The sequence below is a fragment of the Verrucosispora sp. WMMD703 genome (assembly GCF_049178935.1).
Taxonomy (GTDB): Bacteria; Actinomycetota; Actinomycetes; order Mycobacteriales; family Micromonosporaceae; genus Micromonospora; species Micromonospora sediminimaris.
In genome coordinates this window covers 5,573,860-5,595,404 of record NZ_JBMHMM010000004.1, presented here as the reverse complement: position 1 = coordinate 5,595,404, position 21,545 = coordinate 5,573,860, and the positions used below count along the sequence as shown (strand labels likewise).

19 protein-coding genes and 2 pseudogenes are annotated in these 21,545 nt (G+C 71.2%); 9 read left to right on the top strand and 12 right to left on the bottom strand.

What is annotated here, in order from left to right; genetic code table 11:
* Positions 1–30: 30 nt before the first annotated feature.
* Positions 31–879 (bottom strand): ABC transporter permease, encoded by an 849-nt coding sequence (locus tag ACN26Z_RS25960; protein ID WP_396887870.1) that lies wholly within the window; start codon positions 877–879, stop codon positions 31–33.
* The gene (locus ACN26Z_RS25955; RefSeq protein ID WP_421463761.1) at positions 876–1,724 is read right to left on the bottom strand and encodes an ABC transporter ATP-binding protein; all 849 of its coding nucleotides are present in this window, start codon (positions 1,722–1,724) and stop codon (positions 876–878) included. The genes ACN26Z_RS25960 and ACN26Z_RS25955 overlap by 4 nt, the downstream gene beginning before the upstream one ends.
* A gap of 107 nt (positions 1,725–1,831) precedes the next feature.
* On the opposite strand from ACN26Z_RS25955, the gene ACN26Z_RS25950 reads away from it, so the two are divergent.
* Positions 1,832–3,835, top strand: a complete 2,004-nt coding sequence (locus ACN26Z_RS25950; protein WP_421463759.1) for a protein meaA — start codon at positions 1,832–1,834, stop codon at positions 3,833–3,835.
* A 42-nt stretch (positions 3,836–3,877) separates the two neighbouring features.
* On the opposite strand, the gene ACN26Z_RS25945 is transcribed toward ACN26Z_RS25950, so the two are convergent.
* Positions 3,878–4,177, bottom strand: a complete 300-nt coding sequence (locus tag ACN26Z_RS25945; protein WP_210830096.1) for a DUF1540 domain-containing protein — start codon at positions 4,175–4,177, stop codon at positions 3,878–3,880.
* A gap of 84 nt (positions 4,178–4,261) precedes the next feature.
* Positions 4,262–4,882 (bottom strand): DUF4126 domain-containing protein, encoded by a 621-nt coding sequence (locus tag ACN26Z_RS25940; protein ID WP_093410677.1) that lies wholly within the window; start codon positions 4,880–4,882, stop codon positions 4,262–4,264.
* A gap of 71 nt (positions 4,883–4,953) precedes the next feature.
* On the opposite strand from ACN26Z_RS25940, the gene nucS reads away from it, so the two are divergent.
* Positions 4,954–5,613, top strand: a complete 660-nt coding sequence (gene nucS / locus ACN26Z_RS25935; RefSeq protein ID WP_093410627.1) for an endonuclease NucS — start codon at positions 4,954–4,956, stop codon at positions 5,611–5,613.
* A gap of 12 nt (positions 5,614–5,625) precedes the next feature.
* Here the strand turns inward: nucS and ACN26Z_RS25930 are convergent, their stop codons facing one another.
* Positions 5,626–7,122 (bottom strand): aldehyde dehydrogenase family protein, encoded by a 1,497-nt coding sequence (locus ACN26Z_RS25930; RefSeq protein WP_421463757.1) that lies wholly within the window; start codon positions 7,120–7,122, stop codon positions 5,626–5,628.
* Between the two features lie 252 nt (positions 7,123–7,374).
* On the opposite strand from ACN26Z_RS25930, the gene ACN26Z_RS25925 reads away from it, so the two are divergent.
* From ACN26Z_RS25925 to ACN26Z_RS25900, 6 genes and pseudogenes are all read left to right on the top strand, one after another.
* Positions 7,375–7,830 (top strand): FHA domain-containing protein, encoded by a 456-nt coding sequence (locus ACN26Z_RS25925; protein ID WP_282237022.1) that lies wholly within the window; start codon positions 7,375–7,377, stop codon positions 7,828–7,830.
* Between the two features lie 79 nt (positions 7,831–7,909).
* Positions 7,910–8,974, top strand: coding sequence for an alpha/beta fold hydrolase (locus ACN26Z_RS25920; protein WP_421463754.1), 1,065 nt, complete (start codon positions 7,910–7,912; stop codon positions 8,972–8,974).
* 161 nt (positions 8,975–9,135) lie between these two features.
* A pseudogene (locus ACN26Z_RS25915) lies at positions 9,136–10,042 on the top strand (3-hydroxyacyl-CoA dehydrogenase family protein); the annotation flags it as partial.
* A gap of 83 nt (positions 10,043–10,125) precedes the next feature.
* Positions 10,126–10,974: pseudogene (locus tag ACN26Z_RS25910) on the top strand (3-hydroxyacyl-CoA dehydrogenase family protein); the annotation flags it as partial.
* A gap of 74 nt (positions 10,975–11,048) precedes the next feature.
* Positions 11,049–11,336, top strand: coding sequence for a hypothetical protein (locus ACN26Z_RS25905; RefSeq protein WP_093410615.1), 288 nt, complete (start codon positions 11,049–11,051; stop codon positions 11,334–11,336).
* Positions 11,337–11,413: 77 nt separating this feature from the next.
* A complete protein-coding gene (locus ACN26Z_RS25900) occupies positions 11,414–12,223 on the top strand; it encodes an alpha/beta hydrolase (RefSeq protein ID WP_282237025.1) in 810 nt (269 codons plus the stop codon).
* Between the two features lie 54 nt (positions 12,224–12,277).
* Here the strand turns inward: ACN26Z_RS25900 and ACN26Z_RS25895 are convergent, their stop codons facing one another.
* The 3 genes from ACN26Z_RS25895 to ACN26Z_RS25885 form a co-directional block, all read right to left on the bottom strand.
* Complete coding sequence (locus tag ACN26Z_RS25895) at positions 12,278–13,531, bottom strand: AI-2E family transporter (RefSeq protein ID WP_421463752.1); 1,254 nt, start codon at positions 13,529–13,531, stop codon at positions 12,278–12,280.
* Between the two features lie 141 nt (positions 13,532–13,672).
* Positions 13,673–13,855, bottom strand: coding sequence for a DUF397 domain-containing protein (locus tag ACN26Z_RS25890; RefSeq protein ID WP_282237027.1), 183 nt, complete (start codon positions 13,853–13,855; stop codon positions 13,673–13,675).
* Positions 13,846–14,646, bottom strand: a complete 801-nt coding sequence (locus tag ACN26Z_RS25885) for a helix-turn-helix domain-containing protein (protein WP_421463749.1) — start codon at positions 14,644–14,646, stop codon at positions 13,846–13,848. Before ACN26Z_RS25885 ends, ACN26Z_RS25890 begins: the two co-directional genes overlap by 10 nt.
* A gap of 285 nt (positions 14,647–14,931) precedes the next feature.
* Here ACN26Z_RS25885 and ACN26Z_RS25880 point away from each other — a divergent pair, with 285 nt between their 5' ends.
* The gene (locus ACN26Z_RS25880; RefSeq protein WP_421463747.1) at positions 14,932–15,246 is read left to right on the top strand and encodes a hypothetical protein; all 315 of its coding nucleotides are present in this window, start codon (positions 14,932–14,934) and stop codon (positions 15,244–15,246) included.
* Positions 15,247–15,444: 198 nt separating this feature from the next.
* Here the strand turns inward: ACN26Z_RS25880 and ACN26Z_RS25875 are convergent, their stop codons facing one another.
* The 4 genes from ACN26Z_RS25875 to mce form a co-directional block, all read right to left on the bottom strand.
* Positions 15,445–17,688, bottom strand: coding sequence for a hypothetical protein (locus tag ACN26Z_RS25875; protein ID WP_421463745.1), 2,244 nt, complete (start codon positions 17,686–17,688; stop codon positions 15,445–15,447).
* Between the two features lie 183 nt (positions 17,689–17,871).
* The gene (locus ACN26Z_RS25870; protein WP_093410605.1) at positions 17,872–19,140 is read right to left on the bottom strand and encodes a DivIVA domain-containing protein; all 1,269 of its coding nucleotides are present in this window, start codon (positions 19,138–19,140) and stop codon (positions 17,872–17,874) included.
* A 290-nt stretch (positions 19,141–19,430) separates the two neighbouring features.
* Positions 19,431–20,786, bottom strand: coding sequence for a crotonyl-CoA carboxylase/reductase (ccrA, locus tag ACN26Z_RS25865; RefSeq protein ID WP_421463743.1), 1,356 nt, complete (start codon positions 20,784–20,786; stop codon positions 19,431–19,433).
* Positions 20,787–21,039: 253 nt separating this feature from the next.
* On the bottom strand, positions 21,040–21,513 hold the full coding sequence (gene mce / locus ACN26Z_RS25860) for a methylmalonyl-CoA epimerase (protein WP_093410599.1): 474 nt from the start codon (positions 21,511–21,513) through the stop codon (positions 21,040–21,042).
* Between the last annotated feature and the right edge of the window lie 32 nt (positions 21,514–21,545).

Genomic DNA, 21,545 nt, shown 5'->3' with positions numbered 1-21,545 from the left:
GGGGAGGGCCCGACGGGCCCTCCCCGTGACTCAGCCGTCGCGGCGGGTGGTCCAGCGGAAGGTGGTCAGGCAGAGCACCAGACCGATCACGCACCAGACGCCCAGCACCAGGGCGACCCGGGTCAGCTCGAACGAGCCGCCGGGCTCGTCCGCACCGAAGCTCTCCGGCAGGAACACCGCCCGTAGGCCCTGGCACATCCACTTGAGCGGGAACAGCGCCGCCACCTGCTGCATCCAGGTCGGCAGGTTGGTGAAGACGAAGAAGACCCCGGAGATGAACTGGAGCACCAGCGCGACCGGGGTGACCACCGCCGAACCGCTGCGGGCGGTCCGGGCCAGCGACGAGATGGCGATGCCGCAGAGCGTGCAGGCGGTCACCCCCAGGGCGCTCACCCATCCGAAGGTCAACCAGGCCGTGGTGGTGGTCGGCAGTTCCAGGTCGAACAGCGTCACCGATACCGCGAGCAGCAGCGCGGTCATCACCACGCCGGTCACCAGCACCATGATCACTTTGCCGGCGAACCAGACCCACTTCGGCATCGGCGTACCCCGGTAGCGCTTGAGCACACCCCGGTCCCGTTCGATCGGGATCCAGATGCCGAGGTTCTGGAAGCTGACCGTCATCAGGCCGGTCGCGATCATGCCGGTGATGAAGTACTGCGTGTAGCTCACCCCGGGCGCGATCTCCTCGTCGAAGATCGACGCGAAGATCAGCACCATGATGAGGGGGAAGCCAAGCGTGAACACGACGGACTCGCGGCTGCGCAGGAACTGCCGGATCTCCAGCCGCCCCTGACGCAGGGCGAGGCCGGCCGGGCCGCTGCGCCGGGCGGGGGCTGCGGCGGTGACCGGTTCCGCCGGTCTCGTCGTGGTGGTCATCGGTGTCCGATCATCGTCAGGTAGATGTCCTCAAGGGTGGGCCGGGTGACGGTCAGGCCGGGCACCTCACCGCCGAACCGCGCGGCGAGTTCCGCCACCAGCGCCGTCGGCGTCGCGCTCTGCGCGCTGTCCGGCGTGCCATCGGGGGTACGCCAGGAGACCGTGGCCAGCGTCTCCTGCCGGTTGCCGAGCTGGTTCGGCGCGGCTACCTCGACCAGCCGGCCGGCCGCGATCACGCCCACCCGGTCGGCGAGCGCCTCGGCCTCGTCCAGGTAGTGCGTGGTCAGCACGATTGTGGTGCCGGCGGCGGCGAGATCGCGGATCAGCTCCCAGAACTCCCGCCGGGCCTCCGGGTCGAAGCCGGTGGTCGGCTCGTCCAGAAAGAGCAACTCCGGGCGGCCGACGATGCCGAGTGCCACGTCGAGCCGGCGCTTCTGACCACCGGAGAGGGTGTGGGTACGGGCGCGGGCCTTGGCGGCCAGCCCAACCCGTTCGATCACCTTGTCGGGGTCGTCGGCGTCGGCGTAGAAGCCGGCGAAGTGGTGCACCACCTCGGCGACGGAGAGTTCGTCGAACTCCCCGGTGCCCTGGAACACGATGCCGACCCGCCCCCGCCAGTCGCGCGTCGGGCTGGCCGGGTCGACGTCGAGGACGCGTACCTCGCCGGCGTCGCGCTGGCGGTAGCCCTCCAGGATCTCCACGGTTGTGGTCTTGCCGGCGCCGTTCGGCCCGAGCAGGGCGAACACCTCGCCCCGGTGGACGTCCAGGTCCAGGCCGGCGACCGCGAGACTGTCGCCGTACGTCTTGCGCAGCCCTCGGACGCGGATCGCGACGTCGTCACTCATGCCGTCAAGTGTGCGGCCCGCCGGGACCCGGCGTCCGCACCGGGGGTGGTGGCGGCTGTGTGGTTTTGCACAACCTGCTCTACTGAACGGTAACTTAAACTCCGGCCATGGATGAGAAGGCACTCCCGGGCCGGCTGCCGGAGCGTGACCGCCCCTGGGTGATGCGCACGTACGCGGGGCACTCCTCCGCCGCCGCGACCAACGCGCTCTTCCGCCGCAACCTGGCCAAGGGGCAGACCGGTCTGTCGGTCGCCTTCGACCTGCCCACCCAGACCGGGTACGACCCCGACCACGAACTCGCCACCGGCGAGGTCGGCCGGGTCGGCGTCCCGGTGTCGCATCTGGGCGACATGCGGGCGCTCTTCGACGGCATCCCGCTGGCCGACATGAACACCTCGATGACCATCAACGCGCCCGCGATGTGGCTGCTCGGCCTCTACGGCACGGTCGCCGCCGAGCAGGGCGCCGACCTCGCCCGCTGCGCCGGCACCACCCAGAACGACATCATCAAGGAGTACCTCTCCCGAGGCACGCACATCTTCCCGCCGGCCGCCTCGCTGCGACTGACCGCGGACGTGATCGCGTACACGCTGCGCGAGATGCCGCGCTGGAACCCGGTCAACATCTGCTCGTACCACCTTCAGGAAGCCGGGGCCACACCCGTGCAGGAAGTGGCGTTCGCGCTGGCCACGGCGGTGGCGGTGCTCGACACGGTGCGCGACGGCGGCCAGGTGCCGGCGCGCCGGATGGGCGACGTGGTCCAGCGGGTCTCGTTCTTCGTCAACGCCGGGGTGCGGTTCGTCGAGGAGATCGCCAAGATGCGCGCGTTCGGCGCGTTGTGGGACGAGATCACCCGCGACCGGTACGGCGTCGAGGATCCGAAGCGGCGCCGCTTCCGGTACGGCGTGCAGGTCAACTCCCTCGGGCTCACCGAGGCCCAGCCGGAGAACAACGTGCAGCGGATCGTGCTGGAGATGCTGGGGGTCACCCTCTCCCGTGGGGCGCGGGCGCGGGCGGTGCAACTGCCGGCCTGGAACGAGGCGCTCGGCCTGCCGCGTCCGTGGGACCAGCAGTGGTCGCTGCGCATGCAACAGGTGCTCGCGTACGAGTCGGACCTGTTGGAGTATCCGGATCTGTTCGACGGCTCGCGGGTGATGACCGCGCTTGTCGACGAGATCGTCACCGGCGCCCGGGCCGAGTTGGCGACGGTGCTGGAGATGGGTGGTGTGGTCGCCGCCGTCGAGACCGGCTACCTCAAGAGCGCCCTGGTGGCCTCCCTGGCCGGTCGGCGTCAACGGATCGAGGCCGGCAGTGACGTGGTGGTCGGCGTCAACCGGTTCACCGAGACCGAGCCGTCACCGCTGACCGCCGCCGGTGCCGACGCGGTCGTGCAGGTCGATCCCGCCGTCGAGGTGGCTGCCGCAACGGCCGTACGCGCCTGGCGGGCCGACCGCGACCCGGCGGCCGTGGACGCGGCACTGGCCCGGCTGCGCGCGGACGCCGCGACCACGACGAACCTGATGACGGCCACCCTGGAGTGCGTCCGGGCCGGGGTGACCACCGGCGAGTGGGCGGCGGCCCTGCGCCGGGTCTTCGGCGAGTACCGGGCCCCGACCGGGCTGGCGGGCGGGTCCGCAAGCGGTGGTGACGAGGGTCTGGCCGAGGTCCGCGCCCGGGTCGCCGCCACCGCCCGCGAACTGGGCAGCGGGCGGCTGCGACTGCTTGTCGGCAAGCCCGGCCTGGATGGGCACTCCAACGGTGCCGAGCAGATCGCGGTACGCGCCCGCGACGCCGGCTTCGAGGTCATTTACCAGGGCATCCGGCTCACCGCCGGGCAGATCGTGGCCGCCGCAGTGGAGGAGGACGTGGACCTGGTGGGGCTCTCCGTGCTCTCCGGCTCACACCTGGCGGCGGTACCGGCGGTCCTCAACGGGCTACGGGCCGCCGGCCGACCGGACCTGCCGGTGGTGGTCGGCGGCATCATTCCCGCTCCGGACGCCGAGCGCCTGCGCGCGGCCGGGGTGGCGCGGGTGTTCACCCCGAAGGACTTCGCCCTCACCGACATCATCGACGAGCTGGTCACCGTCATCCGGCAGGCGAACGAGCTGTGACGTGCGGTCCCGGCACGAGGCCGGGACCGCACGGACGAGGTCTCAGCGGTGGTCGTAGGTCATGCAGTCGGCCATGTCGGCGTCGGGGCCGACCCGGATCGCCGGTGCCTGGCACTCCAACTGCTCGTTGTGCCGGCAGTCGGCGCGCTGGCACGCCCCGACCTGGGCGATCTGCCCGTCGAGACCGGCCCGGACGGCGGGCATCTCGATGAAGGTGTGGCAGTGGGCGTGATCCATGCTGCCGATGGTGATGGCGAAGGCGTGACAGTCGCCGGTGTGGTTGTACGCGCAGGCGGCAACCACGCACTCCTGGACCCGGGGCATCTCCATTGCTGCGGTCATGACCCAACCTCCTCCGTTGATTGCCCCAATTTTAGGCTTTAGGGCAGGTTGGGGTGGCGTTTCGGCCGTGCCGGTGGTCCGTAGTCAGACGCGGAAGCCCGCCTCCCGTGCGGCCTGCCGCTCCCGCCGCCGGTCCGCCCGGCGGCGCAGCAGCCACGGGAGGAAGAGCACGAGGCCGACCAGGAACACGAGCACCAGCACCGGCAGGATGATCGCGACGAGTGACATCACCACGCTCGTGGCGTCCTCGGCGGTGCTCGCCACCGGCGCGCCCACGCCGGCCGTGGCCGCATTGATCACCGGACGGGCTGTCGATTTCAGCAGGTGTACGCCGAACGCGATGAGCACCCCGACCAGCACCGGCAACCACTGGCCGCCGCTGGCGAAGAAGCTGTCCGGGTCGCTCACCGTCACGGTCTCGGACGCGGATCCGGCCCCGAACGCCAACCCGCCGGCCGTCGGCCGGACGACCGTCTGCACCATGTCGTTGACGTGGTCGACCACTGGCACCTTGTCCGCCACGACCTCGACGACGAGCAGCACCGCGAGGATGCCCAGCACCCACTCGTTGCCGAGCCACTGCCACCCGCCAGGCAGGTCTATGACGCTGGTGTAGCGGGCCAGCAGCCCCATCGCCAGCAACGGAATGTAGGCGTTCAGCCCCGCCGAGGCGGCGAGGCCGGTACCGGTGAGCACTTCGAGCACCAGCACAGCATGGCACCGGCACGCCAGCGCCGCTCGGTGGCGATGCCCGGTGACTCCGCTACCCTGCTCGGGTGCGGTTGGTGATTGCGAAATGCTCGGTGGACTATGTCGGACGGCTCTCGGCCCACCTGCCGCCGGCCACCCGGCTGCTGATGGTGAAGGCGGACGGATCGGTCTCCATCCACGCCGATGACCGGGCGTACAAGCCGTTGAACTGGATGAGCCCGCCGTGCCGGCTGGAGGAGGCCCCGGGCGTCTGGCGGGTGGTCAACAAGGCCGGCGAGGAGCTGCGGATCACCCTGGAGGAGATCTTCCAGGACACCTCGTACGAGTTGGGTGTCGATCCCGGGCTGCGCAAGGACGGCGTGGAGGCTCACCTCCAGGAGTTGCTGGCGGCCAACCCCGAGGCACTGGGAGACGGCTACACCCTCATCCGTCGCGAGTACATGACCGCGATCGGCCCGGTCGACCTGCTCTGCCGGGACGCCAACCAGGGCACGGTCGCCGTCGAGGTGAAGCGCCGTGGCGAAATCGACGGCGTGGAGCAGCTCACCCGCTACCTGGAGTTGCTCAACCGGGATCCGCTGCTCGCCCCGGTCGCCGGGGTGTTCGCGGCGCAGGAGATCAAGCCGCAGGCCCGGGTGCTCGCCACCGACCGGGGGATCCGCTGCGTGGTGGTCGACTACGACCGGCTGCGCGGCATCGAGCGGGACGAGTTGACGCTCTTCTAGGCGGTGCCGCGGTCACCGGCCGTAGAGCAGCTTGACCGCCTTCACCAACCGGGCGACGTCGGCCGGGGTGCGCTCGAACGTGGTCGAGGGCAGCAGTGAACGACCCCGGCGGCGGGTGACGGCCTTGGCCCGGGCGAACTCGCGCAGCCCGTCCTCGCCGTGGATCCGGCCGAAACCGGACTCGCCGACGCCGCCGAACGGCAGGGTGGACATGCCGGCGAAGGTGAGCGTCGAGTTGACCGAGGCCATGCCGGAGCGCAGCCGCCGGGCGATCGCGACCGCGCGCCGCTGACCGAAGACCGAACCACCCAGTCCGTACGGCAGGGCGTTGGCCCGGGCGAGCGCCTCGTCGGCGGTGCGGACCCGGTTGATGGTCAGGGTGGGCCCGAAGGTCTCCTCGCGTACGGCGGCAGCCTGCTCCGGCACCTCGACCAGCACCGTCGGGTGCGCGTACGGCGGTCGTACCGCCTCCGGCCCGCCGAGCACCGCCCGACCGCCCCGGGCCACCGCGTCCTCGATGTGTCGCCGGATGACGTCGAGCTGACTCGGCATGGTGATCGGTCCGATGTCGGCGTCCCTGGGTCCGACGGTGAGCCGCCCGGCGCGCTCGACGACCTTGTCGACGAACGCGTCGAAGACCGGCTCCACGGCGTAGGCGCGTTCGATGCCGATGCAGGTCTGCCCGGCGTTGGTCATCGCTCCCCAGACGCAGGCCTCGGCGGCGGCGTCCAGATCGGCGTCGGCGTCCACGATCATGGCGTCCTTGCCGCCGGCCTCCAGCAGCACCGGGGTCAGCGACTCCGCGCAGGCCGCCATCACCTTCTTCGCGGTGGCCGTCGAGCCGGTGAAGGCGAGCTTGTCGACGCCGGCCCGGCACAGGGCAGCGCCGACGTCGCCGAGGCCGTGCACCGCGGTGAGCACCGGATGCTCGGGCACCACCTCGGCGAAGCTGTCGACGAGCCACTGACCGACGACCGGGGTGTACTCGCTCGGCTTGAAGACCACCGCGTTGCCGGCCGCCAGTGCGTACGCGATGGAACCGATGGGGGTGAAAACGGGATAGTTCCACGGACCGATCACGCCGACCACGCCATGCGGCTGGTATTCCAGGTGCGCCGAGAATTCGGCCAGGACGAGCCGTGAGCGAACCCGCCGGGGGCCGAGCACCCGGCGGGCGTTACGGGCCGCCCAGTCGACGTGCTCCACCGCGGTCACGATCTCGACGAGTGCGTCGGCGGGCGGTTTGCCGCCCTCGGCGTGCATCAGGCCGGCCAACTCCTCCATCCGCTGCGCGAACAGCCGCCGCCAGCGCAGCAGCCGCTCCCGCCGCTCGGTGAAGCCGAGCCCTGCCCACCACTGGCCGGCGGCGCGTGCCCGCTCGACGGCACGTTCGACGTCCACCGCGGTGGCGACCGGAACGCGTCCCGCTTCGTCGCCCGTGGCCGGGCTGGTGGAGATCAGGTGGTTGCCCTGAACAGTTGGGGTGCCGGGGGGTAGCACAGCCGTCATGGCGGAAGTCTAGACGCGAGAATTACTCGCCGGTAGGGGTGGGGAAACGGGCGAATCCTCCCGGCCGTCCGGGTGGTTGAACCGGACGAACCTCGCGTCCGGCCGACAGTTCCGTTGCCGGCCGCCGTGGAAGATGTGAACACAAAGCACCCGGATGGTTGCCGGTACGCATCCGGCTGGATGGTGAAGGTGGACACCCGCTGGTGAAACCCTGATCCGGGATCGTCGCACGGGTGGAAGGACTGACTGTCCATGGAGGAACATCCGCAATTGATGCCGCTGTTGACGGTGGCCGCCGGGCCGATGCGGGGGCAGCGCTTTCGGCTGCCGCGTCGGCCACAGGTGATCGGTCGCGACCCGGCGGTCGACATCGTCGTGCACGATCCGCACCTGAGCCGTCGACACGTCGAGATCTGGCGGGCCGGGGAGGTTGCCTCTCTGGTGGATCTCGGTTCCACCAACGGCACCTGGGTGAACGACCGCCGGGTCACCGAGGTCGTCCGGCTCAGCGACGGCGACGTGATCCGGATCGGCGGTACCGAGCTGAGGTTCTTCGACCCGGGTGTGGCCCGGACGGACCCGGTGGGCCTGAGCTTCGAACTGCCCCGCCAGGAGCGGCGACCGAACCGACCGCTGCCCGCCACGGTCGCGACACCTGTGGTGCCCGGGCAGCCCGGCGCGGCAGCCGTGGTCGGCGTCCGCCGCTGACGACCGAACCTCGGTCACACGTCGGCCCGGCCGCAGATGGGTGCCGACCATATGGACCGGCGGTGTCGATCGTGGCAGCATGCCGCGGATGGAGACCCAGCAGCAGGTCGTCACCGCGAACGGCATCACCCAGGCCGTCCGGGTGGCCGGACCCGTAGGCGGCGTGCCGGTGCTGCTCGTGCACGGCAACTGTTCCTCGGCCGCCTTCTGGGAGCCGCTGGTGCGCCGCCTGCCGGAGACCGTCCGAGTGGTCGCGCCGGATCTTCGTGGCTACGGCGCCACGCAGACCGCCCCGGTAGACGCCAACCGTGGCCTGACCGACTTCGCCGACGACGTGGCGGCGTTGCTCGACGAGCCGTCGCTCTTCGCCGAGGGCGCCCGGCCCCTGGTGGTCGGTCACTCGCTCGGTGGCGGAGTGGCGATGCGCCTGCTTGTGGATCACCCGGACCGAATTGCCGGGCTGCTGCTCGCGGCACCGGTGTCCCCGTACGGCTTCGGCGCCACCCGCGACCTGGCCGGCACCCCGACCACGCCCGACCTCGCCGGCTCCGGCGCGGGCGCGACGAGCGGCGACTTCGTCGCGCGGCTGGCCGCCGGCGACCGTGGCGCCGAGGCGCGGACCAGCCCGCGCAGTGTGCTGCGGTCCGCGTACGTGGCGGACCCCGCCAGCCTCGGCGACGACGAGGAACTGCTGCTCGACAGCCTGCTCTCCACCGCCACCGGCCCGGACAACTACCCCGGCGACGCGGTGTCCTCGACGAACTGGCCGGGTAGCGCACCGGGTGGCCGTGGCGTGCTCAACGCACTCGCGCGTTTCCGGGTCGCCGAGGAACTGGTGGCCGTGACACCCAAGCCCCCGGTCACCTGGATCCGCGGTGAGTCTGACGTGATCGTCTCGGACACCTCGCTGTTCGATCTGGCGCAGCTCGGAGCGCTGGGCGTGGTGCCTGGCTGGCCCGGGGCACAGGCGTGCCCACCGCAGCCGATGATCGGGCAGATCCGTGCGGTGCTCGACAGGTACGTCGCCGCTGGCGGAAGCTACCGGGAGGTGGCGCTGCCCGGCTGCGGGCACAGCCCACACCTGGAGCGCCCGGCGGAGTTCGTCGCGGAGTTGCTCGCTCTCGCCGGGGTCGCTCCGGCCTGACCAGCCCGGAGCACCCGCCTACCCGCCAGGTGGGTAAACCGGGCATCGGTGACATGTGCCACGGCGCCTCGACAACCGTGCGTCACGTGGCAGACTCGCGCGCATAACCTTAGCGGCCGTTCATGTCGGGCCGTGTCGTTGCGGACAGGGGAGGCCGGGTCGTGGCGCGCGAGTTCACCAGCGTGGGTGTGGTGGGTCTGGGCACCATGGGTGCCGGCATCGTCGAGGTCTTCGCCCGTAACGGCATCGACGTGGTGGCCGTGGAGATCTCCGACGCCGCGCTCGACCGTGGGCGGGCGAACCTGACCGGCTCGACGGACCGGGCGGTGGCCAGGGGCAAGCTCACCGAGGCCGACCGGGACGCCCTGCTGGCCCGGGTCACCTTCGCCGTCGGTCTGGACGCGCTGCACTCGGTGGACCTGGTGATCGAGGCGGTGCCCGAGCACCTCGACCTCAAGCAGCGGCTCTTCGCCGAGCTGGATCGGGTCTGCAAGCCCGAGGCCATCCTCGCCACCAACACCTCGTCGCTGAGCGTCACCGAGATCTCCGTGGCCACCGCGCGCCCCAACCAGGTCGTCGGCATCCACTTCTTCAATCCCGCACCGGTGATGAAGCTGGTCGAGGTGGTACGCACGGTGGTCACCTCAGCCGACGTGGTGGCCGACGTGGAGGCGCTCTGCGGACGGCTCGGCAAAGTCGACGTGACCATCAGCGACCGGGCCGGGTTCATCGCCAACGCGTTGCTCTTCGGCTACCTCAACCACGCCGTCGACATGTTCGAGTCCCGGTACGCCACCCGTGAGGACATCGACGCGGCCATGAAGCTCGGCTGCGGACTGCCCATGGGTCCGCTCGCGCTGATGGACCTGATCGGCCTGGACACCGCGTACGAGATCCTGGACACCATGTACCGGCGTGGTGGCCGGGACCGCCGGCACGCCCCGGTGCCGTTGCTCAAGCAGATGGTGACCGCCGGGCTGCTCGGGCGGAAGTCCGGCCGGGGCTTCTACACCTACGAGCGGCCCGGTTCGCCGAAGGTCGTACCGGACGAGCAGACGCCGACCACGACGGAACCGGCAGTGACCGGCGCAGTCGTGACCAAGGTTGGCATCGGGAGCGCGAGGAGTGAGCTTGCGAGCCCCGCAGTCGTGACCAAGGTTGGCATCGTCGGTTCCGGGACGATGGCGACCGGGATCATCGAGGTCTTCGCCAACGCCGGCTACGAGGTCGTGTCGGTGACCCGGGGTGCGGAGCAGTCGGCCAAGGTCTTCGAGGCGGTGCAGACCTCGCTCAACAAGGGCGTGGTCCGGGGCCGGCTCAGCGAGGCGGACCGGGACGCCGCGCTCGGCCGGATCAACTGGTCGGCGACGCTGGACCACCTGGCCGACGTGGATCTGGTGGTCGAAGCGGTGGTGGAGGAACTCAGCGTCAAGAAGGCCCTCTTCGCCAGCCTGGACGAGATCTGCAAGCCGGGCGTGGTGCTGGCGACCACCACCTCGTCGCTGCCGGTGATCGAGGTGGCGATGGCCACCCAGCGCCCGGCCGACGTGGTCGGTCTGCACTTCTTCAACCCGGCCCCGGCGATGCCGCTGGTGGAGATCGTCCGGACGATCCGTACCTCGGCCGAGACCATCGCGACCGCTCAGGCCGTCAGTGCCACGCTGGGCAAGACCGGTGTGGTCTGCGGCGACCGGTCCGGTTTCATCGTCAACGCACTACTCTTCCCGTATCTCAACGACGCGGTGCGGATGCTGGAGGCCAGCTACTCCACCACCGACGACATCGACCACGCGATGAAGCTGGGCTGCGGTTACCCGATGGGCCCGTTCGAGCTGCTCGACGTGGTCGGCCTGGACGTGGCGCTGGCCATCCAGCGGGAGTTGTACCTGGAACTGCGGGAGCCCGGGTTCGCCCCGGCGCCGCTGCTGGAGCACCTGGTCACCGCGGGTTACCTGGGCCGCAAGACCCGCCGCGGCTTCCGCGACCACACCCGCCGCTGACCGGGGCACGGCAGCTCGACCGTACGCTTGACGACGTGAGTCCCCGTCGCAACCGTCCCCGCCGTGACGACGCGGTGCGCCTCGACACCGAGCGCGCCCGGCACGGCGTCGCCGCGGTCCAGCAGTGGCGGGACGGCGAGTGGCAGGTACGCGGCATCAGCGGCGGCGCGTCCACCAAGACGTACCGCTGCCCCGGGTGCGACCAGGAGATCCGGCCCGGCGTGGCGCACGTGGTGGCCTGGCCGGCGGACGGCCGGGGTGACCTGACCGACCGGCGGCACTGGCACACCGGCTGCTGGCGTGCCCGCGACCGCCGGGCCCCGGTCATCCAGCGCGGGCGCAACGCGCCCCGCCACGGCTGACGACGCGGCCCGGAGTCACCTTCGCGATCTTGGTCACGTCGAGAGCGGAGCGGTGGGCGGCACGGGACAATGGGCGGGTGAGTAAAGCTATCCGTGCCTCCTCGATCCTGCCGGGGCACCGGGAGGACATCGAACTGCACACCGCGGATGAGCTGCGGTTGGTCGGCGAGTTGGCCCGCCCGGTCGACCGGGAACCGGCCGCGACGCTGGTCTGCCTGCATCCGCTGCCCACCCACGGCGGGATGATGGACAGCCACGTCTTTCGCAAGGCGGCCTGGCGACTGCCCGCCCTGGCCGACCTGGCCGTGCTCAGATTCAACACCCGGGGCACCAGCAGCGTGCGCGGCACCAGCGAGGGCAGCTTCGACTCCGCCGTCGGCGAGCGCTTCGACGTCGCCGCCGCGATCGAGTACGCCGAGTTCCACGAACTGCCGAACGTCTGGCTGCTGGGTTGGTCGTTCGGCACCGACCTGGCGCTGCGCTACGGCTGCGACCCGGCGGTGACCGGCGCGATCCTGCTCTCCCCGCCGCTGCGCTACTCCGGCCGGTCCGACCTCGACCAGTGGGCCGAGTCGGGCAAGCCACTCACCGCGCTGGTGCCGGAGTTCGACGACTACCTGCGCCCGGAGCAGGCCCGTGAGCAGTTCGCGGCGGTGCCGCAGGCCGAGGTCGTCGGCGTACCCGGTGCCAAGCACCTCTGGGTCGGCGACGCCGAGACCGTGCTGGACGAGGTGGTCCGGCGGGTCAACCCGGCGGTGCCGGTGCCGCTACCGACCACCTGGGACGGCCCGATGGAGACCGGCGACGCCAGCGCGTACGCCGACCGGACGGTCGCCGCGTTCGCCGACACGCCGGTGTCCGGCCCACCGCAGCGCCGGGCCGACTGAGCTTCACCCGAGCGCCGGGCCTGAGGCCGACGCCGGTCTGCCCTGGCCGGCGGGTCAGCGGGCATCCTGGCGGGGGAGGATCACCTCACGCAGGATGAGCTGGATGGCGGCCACCGTCGGGATGGCGATCAGCGCGCCGATCACCCCCACCAGCGACACCCCGAGCAGCGCGGCCACCAGCGCCGCGACCTCGTTGACCTGCACCGAACGTCGCATGATCTTGGGATAGATGAGGTAGTTCTCGACCTGCTGGTAGATCACGAAGAAGATCACGCAGGCGATGCCGACCGAGAGGTCGGTGGCGAAGCCGACCAGGCTGACGATCACGGCACCGAGGGTGGCGCCGATCTGTGGGATGAGGTCGGTCACCGCGACCACCACCGCCAGCGCGAACGGATATGGCAGGCCGACGATCAGCGCGAACACGAAGGTGCTCGCACCGGCCAGGACCGCGATGGCGAGCGCGCCGACCATGTACGCCCCGACCTTGGTCAGGATCTCGTCGCCGATGAGTTGCACCCGCTGGCGACGGGAGCGTGGCACCAACGCGTAGCCGAGGTCGCGGAGCCGGTCGAAGTAGACCAGGAAGTAGATGGTCAGCACCAGCACGGTCAGCACCCGGAAGACGGTGCCGAAGAGCAGTTGGGCGCCGCCGAGCACCCCGCCCAAGGCCCGGCCGACCACGTCCGCGCTGGCCGCCTCCTGCGCACGCCGCATCAGGTCGAACCGCTCGACCAGGTCGTTCACCGTCTCGTTGCGGCGCAGTGACTCAAGGTAGCTCGGCAACTGCTCGATGAACTGCCCGGACTGGGTCACGATCGGCGGCACCAGCGCCAGCACCCCGGCGGCGAGCAGCGCCAGCACGATCAGCACGACCGTCGCGACGGCCAACCCGCGCGGGAACCCCCAGGACCGCAGCCGGATCACCGCCGGGTGCAGGCCCACCGCGAGGAAGAGCGCGATCACCACCAGGACCAGGATCCCCGCGGCGTTGCGCACCCCCAGATAGACCGCGTACGCGAGCAGCACGCCGAGCGCCCCGGTGAATCCGACCAGGAAACTGTTGCGTCGCAGGGGACGCCCGGGGGTGCCGAAGCGGCCGGAGTCCACCCCTTCCGGACGCTGCGCCCCGCCGGCCGTGGCGGTCTCGCCGGCTGGCACCGCGTTCCTCGTATCCCCGCCGGGGCCTGCCGTCCGCGCGCCCTCCGGCGTCACCTCCCGGGCTCGCGTCGCGTCACCTCGACCTGCCTCGGGCCGGTCGGGTTCGGCCGGTCTCGGCTCGGCCTCGTCGGGCTCGTGCTGTGCCATCCGGTCTCCCCGTCGGTCTTCCGGCGGCCGCCGGATCGTGCTGCCCCGGCCGGCGAGCGGCCTGCGCCGACCCGAGTCGGTGGTGCGGGCGCGCTGGCGAGCTGAGGGCGTGGGTGGCTCAGTGCGGGCAGCCGCCGCGGATCATGCCTGCTTGAGCCGGTCGACGAAGGACCGCCAGGTCGACGGGGTGAACGCGAGCACCGGACCCTGCCGGTCCTTGCTGTCCCGGACGGCCACCACGCCGGGCAGGTTGTCGGCCACCTCCACGCAGTCGGTGTTACCGCTGCGGGTGGAGGTACGCCAGGTCGCGCCGTTCAGGGACATGACTTCACCATCTCGTTGAGGAGTGCGATCGACTGCTGGCGGGACAGCGCCTCGTTGCGCACCGTCTCCCAGCGCGCCAACAGGGTAGCCAGATTCGCCTCGTTGTCGGTCGGCGCGGCGGTCAGTTGGGTCTCCTGACTCGCCACCCAGCCACCGTCCACACCTCGGGCCAGCGAGAACGAGCCGGAGAGGCCGATGTGCAGCCCGACGCTGAGCGGCACGACGTGGACGCTGACGTTCGGCCGCTCGGCGCAGGCGATCAAGTGCTCGATCTGGTGCGCCATGAGCGTCCGGAGACGCTCCTCCCGACGATGGAGGATGGCCTCGTCGACGACCGCTATGAGCTGCGGCGGGTCGGGCTGGTCGAGGATGGTCTGCCGGTCCAGCCGGGCGGCCACCCGCTGCTCCACCTCCTCGTCGCTGAGCAGGTCGTCGCAGCGGATCACCGCGCGGGCGTAGCCCTCGGTCTGGAGCAGCGCCGGGATCAGCGTCGGCTGGAAGACCCGGAGCTGCCGGGCCTGGCGTTCGGCGTCCAGCCAGGGCAGGAACCAGGACGGCTGTCCTTCCCGCTCGGCGATCCGCAGCAGCGACACCAGCAGCCCGCCGGAGGTCAGCACCTTGTCGGCCCGGGCCAGGAGCTGACGGTCGTACGGCCGGGCGCCGGTCTCGACGGCGGAGACCATGGACGCCGAGTAGTGCACCAGTTTCCCGAACTCCTCCTGGTTGTGCCCGGCGGCGACGCGCAGCCGGCGTAGCTGTGACCGGATCAGATCCGCCGTGGTCTGCTCCACACTGCCTCCACAATCGCCTGCCGAGAATCACTCGGCGTCCGTCGCCGGCCTCCGGGTCACGCACCAGGGCCACCACCAGCCTCGATGCCTTCCGACAGTAGCGGTCCCGTCACCAAACTGTCAGCCATGCCGGATTCGTTCGTTGCCCGGAGGGCGCGGACGGGTTCAGGCGGGGGCCGCTCGCAATCCCCCTGCGAGCGGCCCTACCCAGACCCGCTCCGGGAGCATCTGGTGCCGCTCCGGTGACACCAGATGTGTCCGGAGCCCTCCTCGCCGGAGATTGATGTGTCAAACGCGCGCGCCGCCGTGCCGGCTCGACCACCACACACCCCGCTACGGCCGACCTGGTGCTGCCGTACCGACGGGCAGCCCTGGCCCTGCGGGGAGGCGCGACTACTGCTGCGGGCGGAGTACGAACACAACCTGACCGGCCTGTCGATCTACCTCGCCGGCCTGATGCACGAGGCCATGCGCGACCTCTACCACCTCAACCCCCACGACGCCCCCACCCCGCCAGTCCTCTTCTCCCGCTTCCTCGCCTGGACCAGACCCCGCCGCCACCCCCCACCGACTCGCCGATCTTGCAGTTGTGGTCCCTGATTCGTCCACTGACGCCTGGTATGCCGCGACCACAACTGCAAGATCGCGGGTGCGGGTGCGGGTGCGGGTGCGGGTGCGGGTGCGGGGTGGCCTGGCCGTGCCTGGGACAGCGTCCTCGCCGACGTCAGCCGCCCTCGGCGGCGGCTCGCCGTTGGAGGTGGGCCGTAGCCGAGCCGGGCCAAGGCCCAGGGCGAGACGTCAGTCGGAGGTGACCTTGCTGGGCTTGGCGCTGCGCTCGTCGGTGGTCGGCTTGGTCGGGCGCTTGCCGTTCTCGCCGGTGCTGGTGATCTTCGTCGGGGTGGCACCTCGGCCACCCTCGCCGGGTACCGCCGCCACCGTCGGCTCGCCGTCCAGCCCTTCGCTGGCGGTGCCGCCGTCGACGCTTGTCGGCTCGGCTACCGGCTTGTTCGGCGAGGGATCCTCGACCGTGGTGACCGGTTCCGCCGCCGGCTTGGTCGCCGGCCCGGCATCGTCACCGCTCGGACGGTCACCGGCTCGGCCGCCCCCGGCCGGGGCCTCGTCGCCGGGGCGGGTGGCAGCGCCGCCGGAGGGAGCGACCGCCAGCGTGTCGCCGGAGGGTTGAGTGCCGTTCGTCGAGACGCCGGTGGGGTGTGCCCCGTTGGCGGACACTGCGGCAACCGCCGGTGGCGTCGAGCCGTCGGGCGCTGAGGTGGCCTGTAGCCGCAGGCCGAGCAACTTGCGCTCCAGATCGTCGGACTCCTGCCGGGACTTCCACGTCTCCTGACGCAGGTCGGCGAGCTGCTGCTGGGCCTTGGCGATCTCCAGCATCACCTGGGCGAGCTGCTGCCGGCCGGCTGCGGCCTCCTGCTGCGTGGCGGCGAGGTGCTGCTGGGTGGTGGCGAGGTGCTGCTGGGTGGTGGCCGCGTACTCCTCGAACTGGCGGCGGGACGCCGCGACGTGCTCGTCCGCCTCCCGGCGCACGGCGGTGACGTGCTCGTCCGCCTCCCGCCGGGTGGTCTCGGCGTACTGGTCGGCGTCGCGGTGGGTGCTGGCCGCGTACTCGTCGGCCTCACTCCGCACGGCGGTGACGTACTCGTCGGCCTCGCGTCGCTTCGCGGCCGACTCGGTTTCCGCCTGACGCAGCAGCTCACCGACCTGCTCCTCGGCCCGCCCGCGTACCGTGGCGGCCTCCTGCTCGGCGGCCTGGCGGATCTGGTCGGCGCCCTGCTCGATCTCGTTCTTCCGCGCCGTGTACTCGGACTCCAGCTGGGACCGCCGGGTCTCGAAGCCGGACTCCAGCTCGGCGGTACGGGTGCGGATCCGATCGTCCAGCTCGGCGTTGCGGGTCTTGTACTGCTTCTCCAGCTGATCGCGGCGGGCGGTGAACTCGCGTTCGGCGGTCGCCTTGCGCTCGGTCAGCTCCCGGTCGGCCGCCTCGCGTCGGCTGTTCACCTCTTTCTCCACCCCGGCCCGCCAGGCGCCCAGCTCCTGCTGCGCCTGCGCCCGGGCGTGCTGCACGTACGCCTCGGTCTCGCTGCGCATCCGCTGGGCGTACGCCTCGGTCTCGGCGCGGGTGCGCTTGGCCGCCTCGGTCGCCTGGGTGCTCAGCCGCTCGGCCTCCTGGCGGGCCTTGTTGCGGGCGGCCCGGCCGGCCTCGGCGGCGTCGTCGATGATCTGCTTGGCCTCCTGCTGGGCCTTGGCGTGGGTGGCCCGGCCGGCCTCGGTGGCCTGGTCGACCAGCCGTCGCGCCTCCTGCTGGGCCTTGGCGTGCACCTCCTTGGCGGCGTCGCGAAGCTGGGTCGCCTCCTGCTGGGCGGTGGCGAGCGCCTCTCGGGCCGCGTCGCGTAGCTTGGTCGCCTCCTGCTGGGCCCGGCTGTGGATCTCCTTGGCCGCGTCCCGGAGCTGCGTCGCCTCCTGCTGGGCCCGGGCCATGGCCTCCTGAGCGGACTTGCGCAGCCGGGCGGCCTCCTCCTTCGCCGACTTCGCGGCGGCCTCCGACTCGGCCCGGCGGGTCGCGGCCTGCCGCTCCTCCTCGGCCCGCCGAGCGGCCAGGGCGATCTCGAAATCCTTGAGCGCGGTGGCCGCCGCGACGCGGGCCTCCTCGATGATGTGCTCGGCGGCGGCCCGGCGGGCTTCGATCTCCTCGTTGGCGGCGGAGAGGATGTCCTCGGCCTGTTCCTCGGCCAGCGTGAGGATCTGCTCCACCCGCGGCCCGAGGTGTCGGAAGGCGGCCCGGTCGACGACCCCGACCTGCTTGCGCACCTGGGCGAGGTCGCGTTGCAGCACCTCGACCTGACCGGCCAGCTTGTGGATCTGGGTGTACGCCTGTTCCCGTTCGGCCGCGAGCGCGGCGATCTCGTGCTCCGCACGAGCGACGTATCGGTCGACCTGTCGTTTCTCGTACCCCCGCAGAGCGGACTCGAAGCTGGGCTCCGTGGTCACGTCCCCGCCGAGCGCGAACAGTTCCTCGCCGTGCGACATGCTCCCATCCTCACACGCATCGGGCCCTCCTGGGGCGATACGGACGCCCCTGTTGGGACCTACTTCACGGCTCGGGGAAGGCGACGCTGGTAGCCGGCCCGGGCCCCGCGAAACGCAGGGCGGCGCGGGGTGTCACCGGTCGCCCGATGTCACCCCGCGCCGTGGATCATGCCCCGGGTGTGATCAGCTGGTGGTTTCCGCGGCCACCTTGTCGTCCGCCCCGTCCGCCTTCTTGGCCGCCGGCTTGTCGCCCTCGGCAGCGGCGGCCTTGTTCGGCACGCCCGGAACGATGCCGGCCAGGCCGGAGAGCATCTGCCCGAGCTGCGAGGTGACGGCGTCCTTCTGCCGGGTGAGGTCCTCGACCTCGCGGCGCGCCGCCTGGGTGGTCAGCTCGGCCTCGGTGCGCGCCTCGTTGAGCAGGCGCTGCGACTCGGCGCGCGCCTCGTTCAGCGTCCGCTCGGACAGCGCCTTGGCCTTCTCCACCGTCTCGGTGGCGGTGCGCTCCGACTCGACCCGGCGGGCCTCGGCCCGCTGCTCGATCTCCTTGGCCCGGTCCTGCGCGGCGCGGGCCCGCTGCTCGGCCTCGTTGACCAGCTTCTGGGTCTGCGCGACCTGGGCGGCGTGCCGCTCCGACTCCTCGCGCTCGGCCTTCTCCCGCCGCTCCGCGAGCTGCAGCTCCAGGGCCTGGAGGTCCTTGTCGCGCTTGTCGCGGGCGTCGGTGAGCAGCTTGGTCGCCTCGGCGCGCTTCTCCTCGGCCTCGCGGGCGGCCTTGGCCCGCTGCTGGGTGATCTCGCGCTCGGCGGTGGCCCGGAGGGTGGCCACCTCGCGTTCCACTGTGGACTTCAGCTCGGCGACCTCGTGGGCGGTCACCGTACGCAGCTGCTTGGTCTCCCGATCCGCGTCGGCGCGCAGCGTGTCGGCCTCGCGGCGGGCCTGGACGCGCACCTCGGCGGCCTCGCGCTCTGCGGCGGTGCGGACGTTGCCCGCCTCCCGCTCGGCGGTGGCCTTCATGGCCGCGGCCTCGGCGCGTGCCTTGTCGGTGATCTCGCGCGCTTCGAGGCGGGCGGCGGAGAGGATCCCCTCCGACTCGCGCTTGGCCTCGTTGCGGTGGTCGTTGGCCTGCTCCTCGGCGAGCCGGAGGATCTGCTCGACCCGGGTGCCGAGGCCGGACAGCGTGGGCCGGCTGTTCTCCTCCAGCTGCTTGCTGGTGTCGGTGAGCTTCTGCTCAAGGGCAGTCAGCCGCTGCTCGGACTGCCGGAGCCGGCGCTGCGCGTCGTTGAGCGCCTGCTCGGCGTCGGCGCGGTCCTTGTTGGCCTGGCTCAGTGCGGCGTTGAGCCGGCCGATGAAGTCGTCGACCTGACCGGTGTTGTATCCGCGCAGGCCAACCGTGAAATCTGGCTGCGAGTTCGCGTTATCGAAGAACGCGAGAGGGGAGGACTGCTGCTGGGGCATTGGGACATACTGGCAGACTCCCTGGGGTGCTTCGCAAGAGCGTGCCGCCCTTTGCCGCCCGCATTACATGGTCAACTCCGCGCGGTGGCCGACCACCGGCGCGACATGCGATCTTGCCAGCTCCGGGGCGAGCTGGATGGCACGGAGCGTGACGTGGAAAAGGGCCGTGGCGCGGTGGCGCACGGCCCTTTGTTTCCGACGTCGCCCGCTCGCACGAATGGGCGTCAGGGCACCCGTGTGGAAAGCCAATCGGTGATCACCGAATGGCCATCGACGCCTCGGCCTTCAGGTCAGCGTCCACGGAACCGGTTGATGGCCTCGGCGTGGCGGGCGCGCAGCTCGGGGTCGCGTACGCCGAGTCCGTCCTCTGGGGCCAGACAGCGGACGCCGACCTTGCCCTGGTGGGCGTTGCGGTGCACCTCGTACGCGGCCTGGCCGGTCTGCTCCAGCGCGTACGTCCTGGACACGGTGGGGTGGATCTTCCCCAGCGCCACCAGCCGGTTGGCCTCCCACGCCTCGCGGTAGTTGGCGAAGTGGCTGCCCACGATGCGCTTGAGGTGCATCCAGAGGTAGCGGTTGTCGTACTGGTGCAGGAAGCCGCTTGTGGAGGCGCAGGTGACGATGGTGCCGCCGCGCTTGGCGACGTAGACGCTGGCACCGAAGGTCTCCCGGCCGGGGTGCTCGAAGACGATGTCCGGATCCTCCCCGCCGGTGAGTTCCCGGATCCGCTCGCCGAAGCGACGCCACTCGTCCGGATCCTGGGTCTGCTCGTCGGACCAGAACCGGAAGCCCTCGGCGGAGCGGTCGATGACCAGCTCGGCACCCATCCGCCGGCACAGCTCCGCCTTCTCCGGCGAGGAGACCACGCAGACCGGGATCGCACCGCCGTTGAGCGCCATCTGGGTGGCGTAGCCGCCCAGGCCGCCCGAGGCGCCCCAGATCAGCACCACGTCGCCCTGCTTCATGTTCGCCCCGTGGTGCGACACCAGTTGCCGGTACGCGGTCGAGTTGACCAGCCCGGGGCTGGCGGCCTCCTCCCAGCTCAGGTGCGCCGGCTTGGGCATCAGCTGGTTGGCCTTGACCACGGCCAGCTCGGCCAGGCCGCCGAAGTTGGTCTCGAACCCCCAGATCCGCTGCTGCGGATCGAGCATCGTGTCGTCGTGACCGGCCGCGTCCTCCAACTCGACCGACAGGCAGTGGGCCACCACCTCGTCGCCCGGGCGCCAGCGACTCACCCCGGCACCGACCCGTAGCACCACGCCCGCCGCGTCCGAACCGACCACGTGGTACGGCAGGTCGTGCCGGCGGGCCAACTCGGAGGTGCGGCCGTAGCGCTGGAGGAACCTGAAGGTGGACAGTGGCTCGAAGATGCTGGTCCAGACGGTGTTGTAGTTGATGGCGCTGGCCATCACCGCGACCAGTGCCTCGCCCGGGCCGAGTTCGGGTGTGGGCACCTCCTGGAGGTGCAGCGCCTTGCGCGGGTCCTTGTCCCGGGTGGTCATGCCGTCGAACATCCGGGTCTCTTCGGCCCGGACCACCACGCCCCGGTAGCTCTCCGGTACCGGCAGTCCGGCGACACCGGCCAACTCGCGTGCCGGGTCGGCCGACCCGTCCGCCGCCATGATGGCTTCGAGGATGTCCTGCACGGTGACCTCCGGTTCTCGCCGCTCGGCGGCGGGCCTGGGGCTGCCATCGTCGACGCTGGTCGGCGGCGATCACCATGTCGGCCGCCGCCACATCCCGCGCCTTCGGGCTACCTGTGAGGCCGGAGGTTACTGAACGGTAGCTAGGGTCGGAAGCCTCCTGTGAAAAAGTGCATCGGCCGCTGCGCGGAGGTGCATGCTCGCTCCGGCAAGCGCACACCTCCGTGCTCGCGGCGGTCGTGCGCGGCCCTTCGGATCAGTGCGCCGCGGCCGGTTGGACCAGCTCGATCAGCACGCCGCCGGCGTCCTTCGGGTGCACGAAGTTGATCCGCGAGTCGGCGGTGCCACGCTTCGGGTTCTCGTAGAGCAGTCGTACGCCACGCTCGCGCAGCGCCGCGCAGGCCGCGTCGATGTCAGTCACCGTGTACGCCACCTGCTGAACGCCCGGGCCGTTGCGGTCCAGGAACTTCGCGATCGTCGACTCCGGGGTCAGCGGCGCGAGTAGCTGGACGCAACCGCCCTCGGTGCTCGGCCCGACCGCCAGCATCGCCTCCCGGACGCCCTGCTCGGTGTTGGTCTCCGTGTGCACACAGCGCATCCCGAAGGTGCGCTGGTAGAAGTCGATGGCGGCGTCGAGGTCGGGCACCGCGATCCCGACATGGTCGATGCGGCGCAGCCCGATGTCTGTGACATAGTCGGCAGCGGGCTCGACGGGGGAGTTCTCAGGCATGACGTTAGTCTGGCCGAACAATCGTTAAGGCG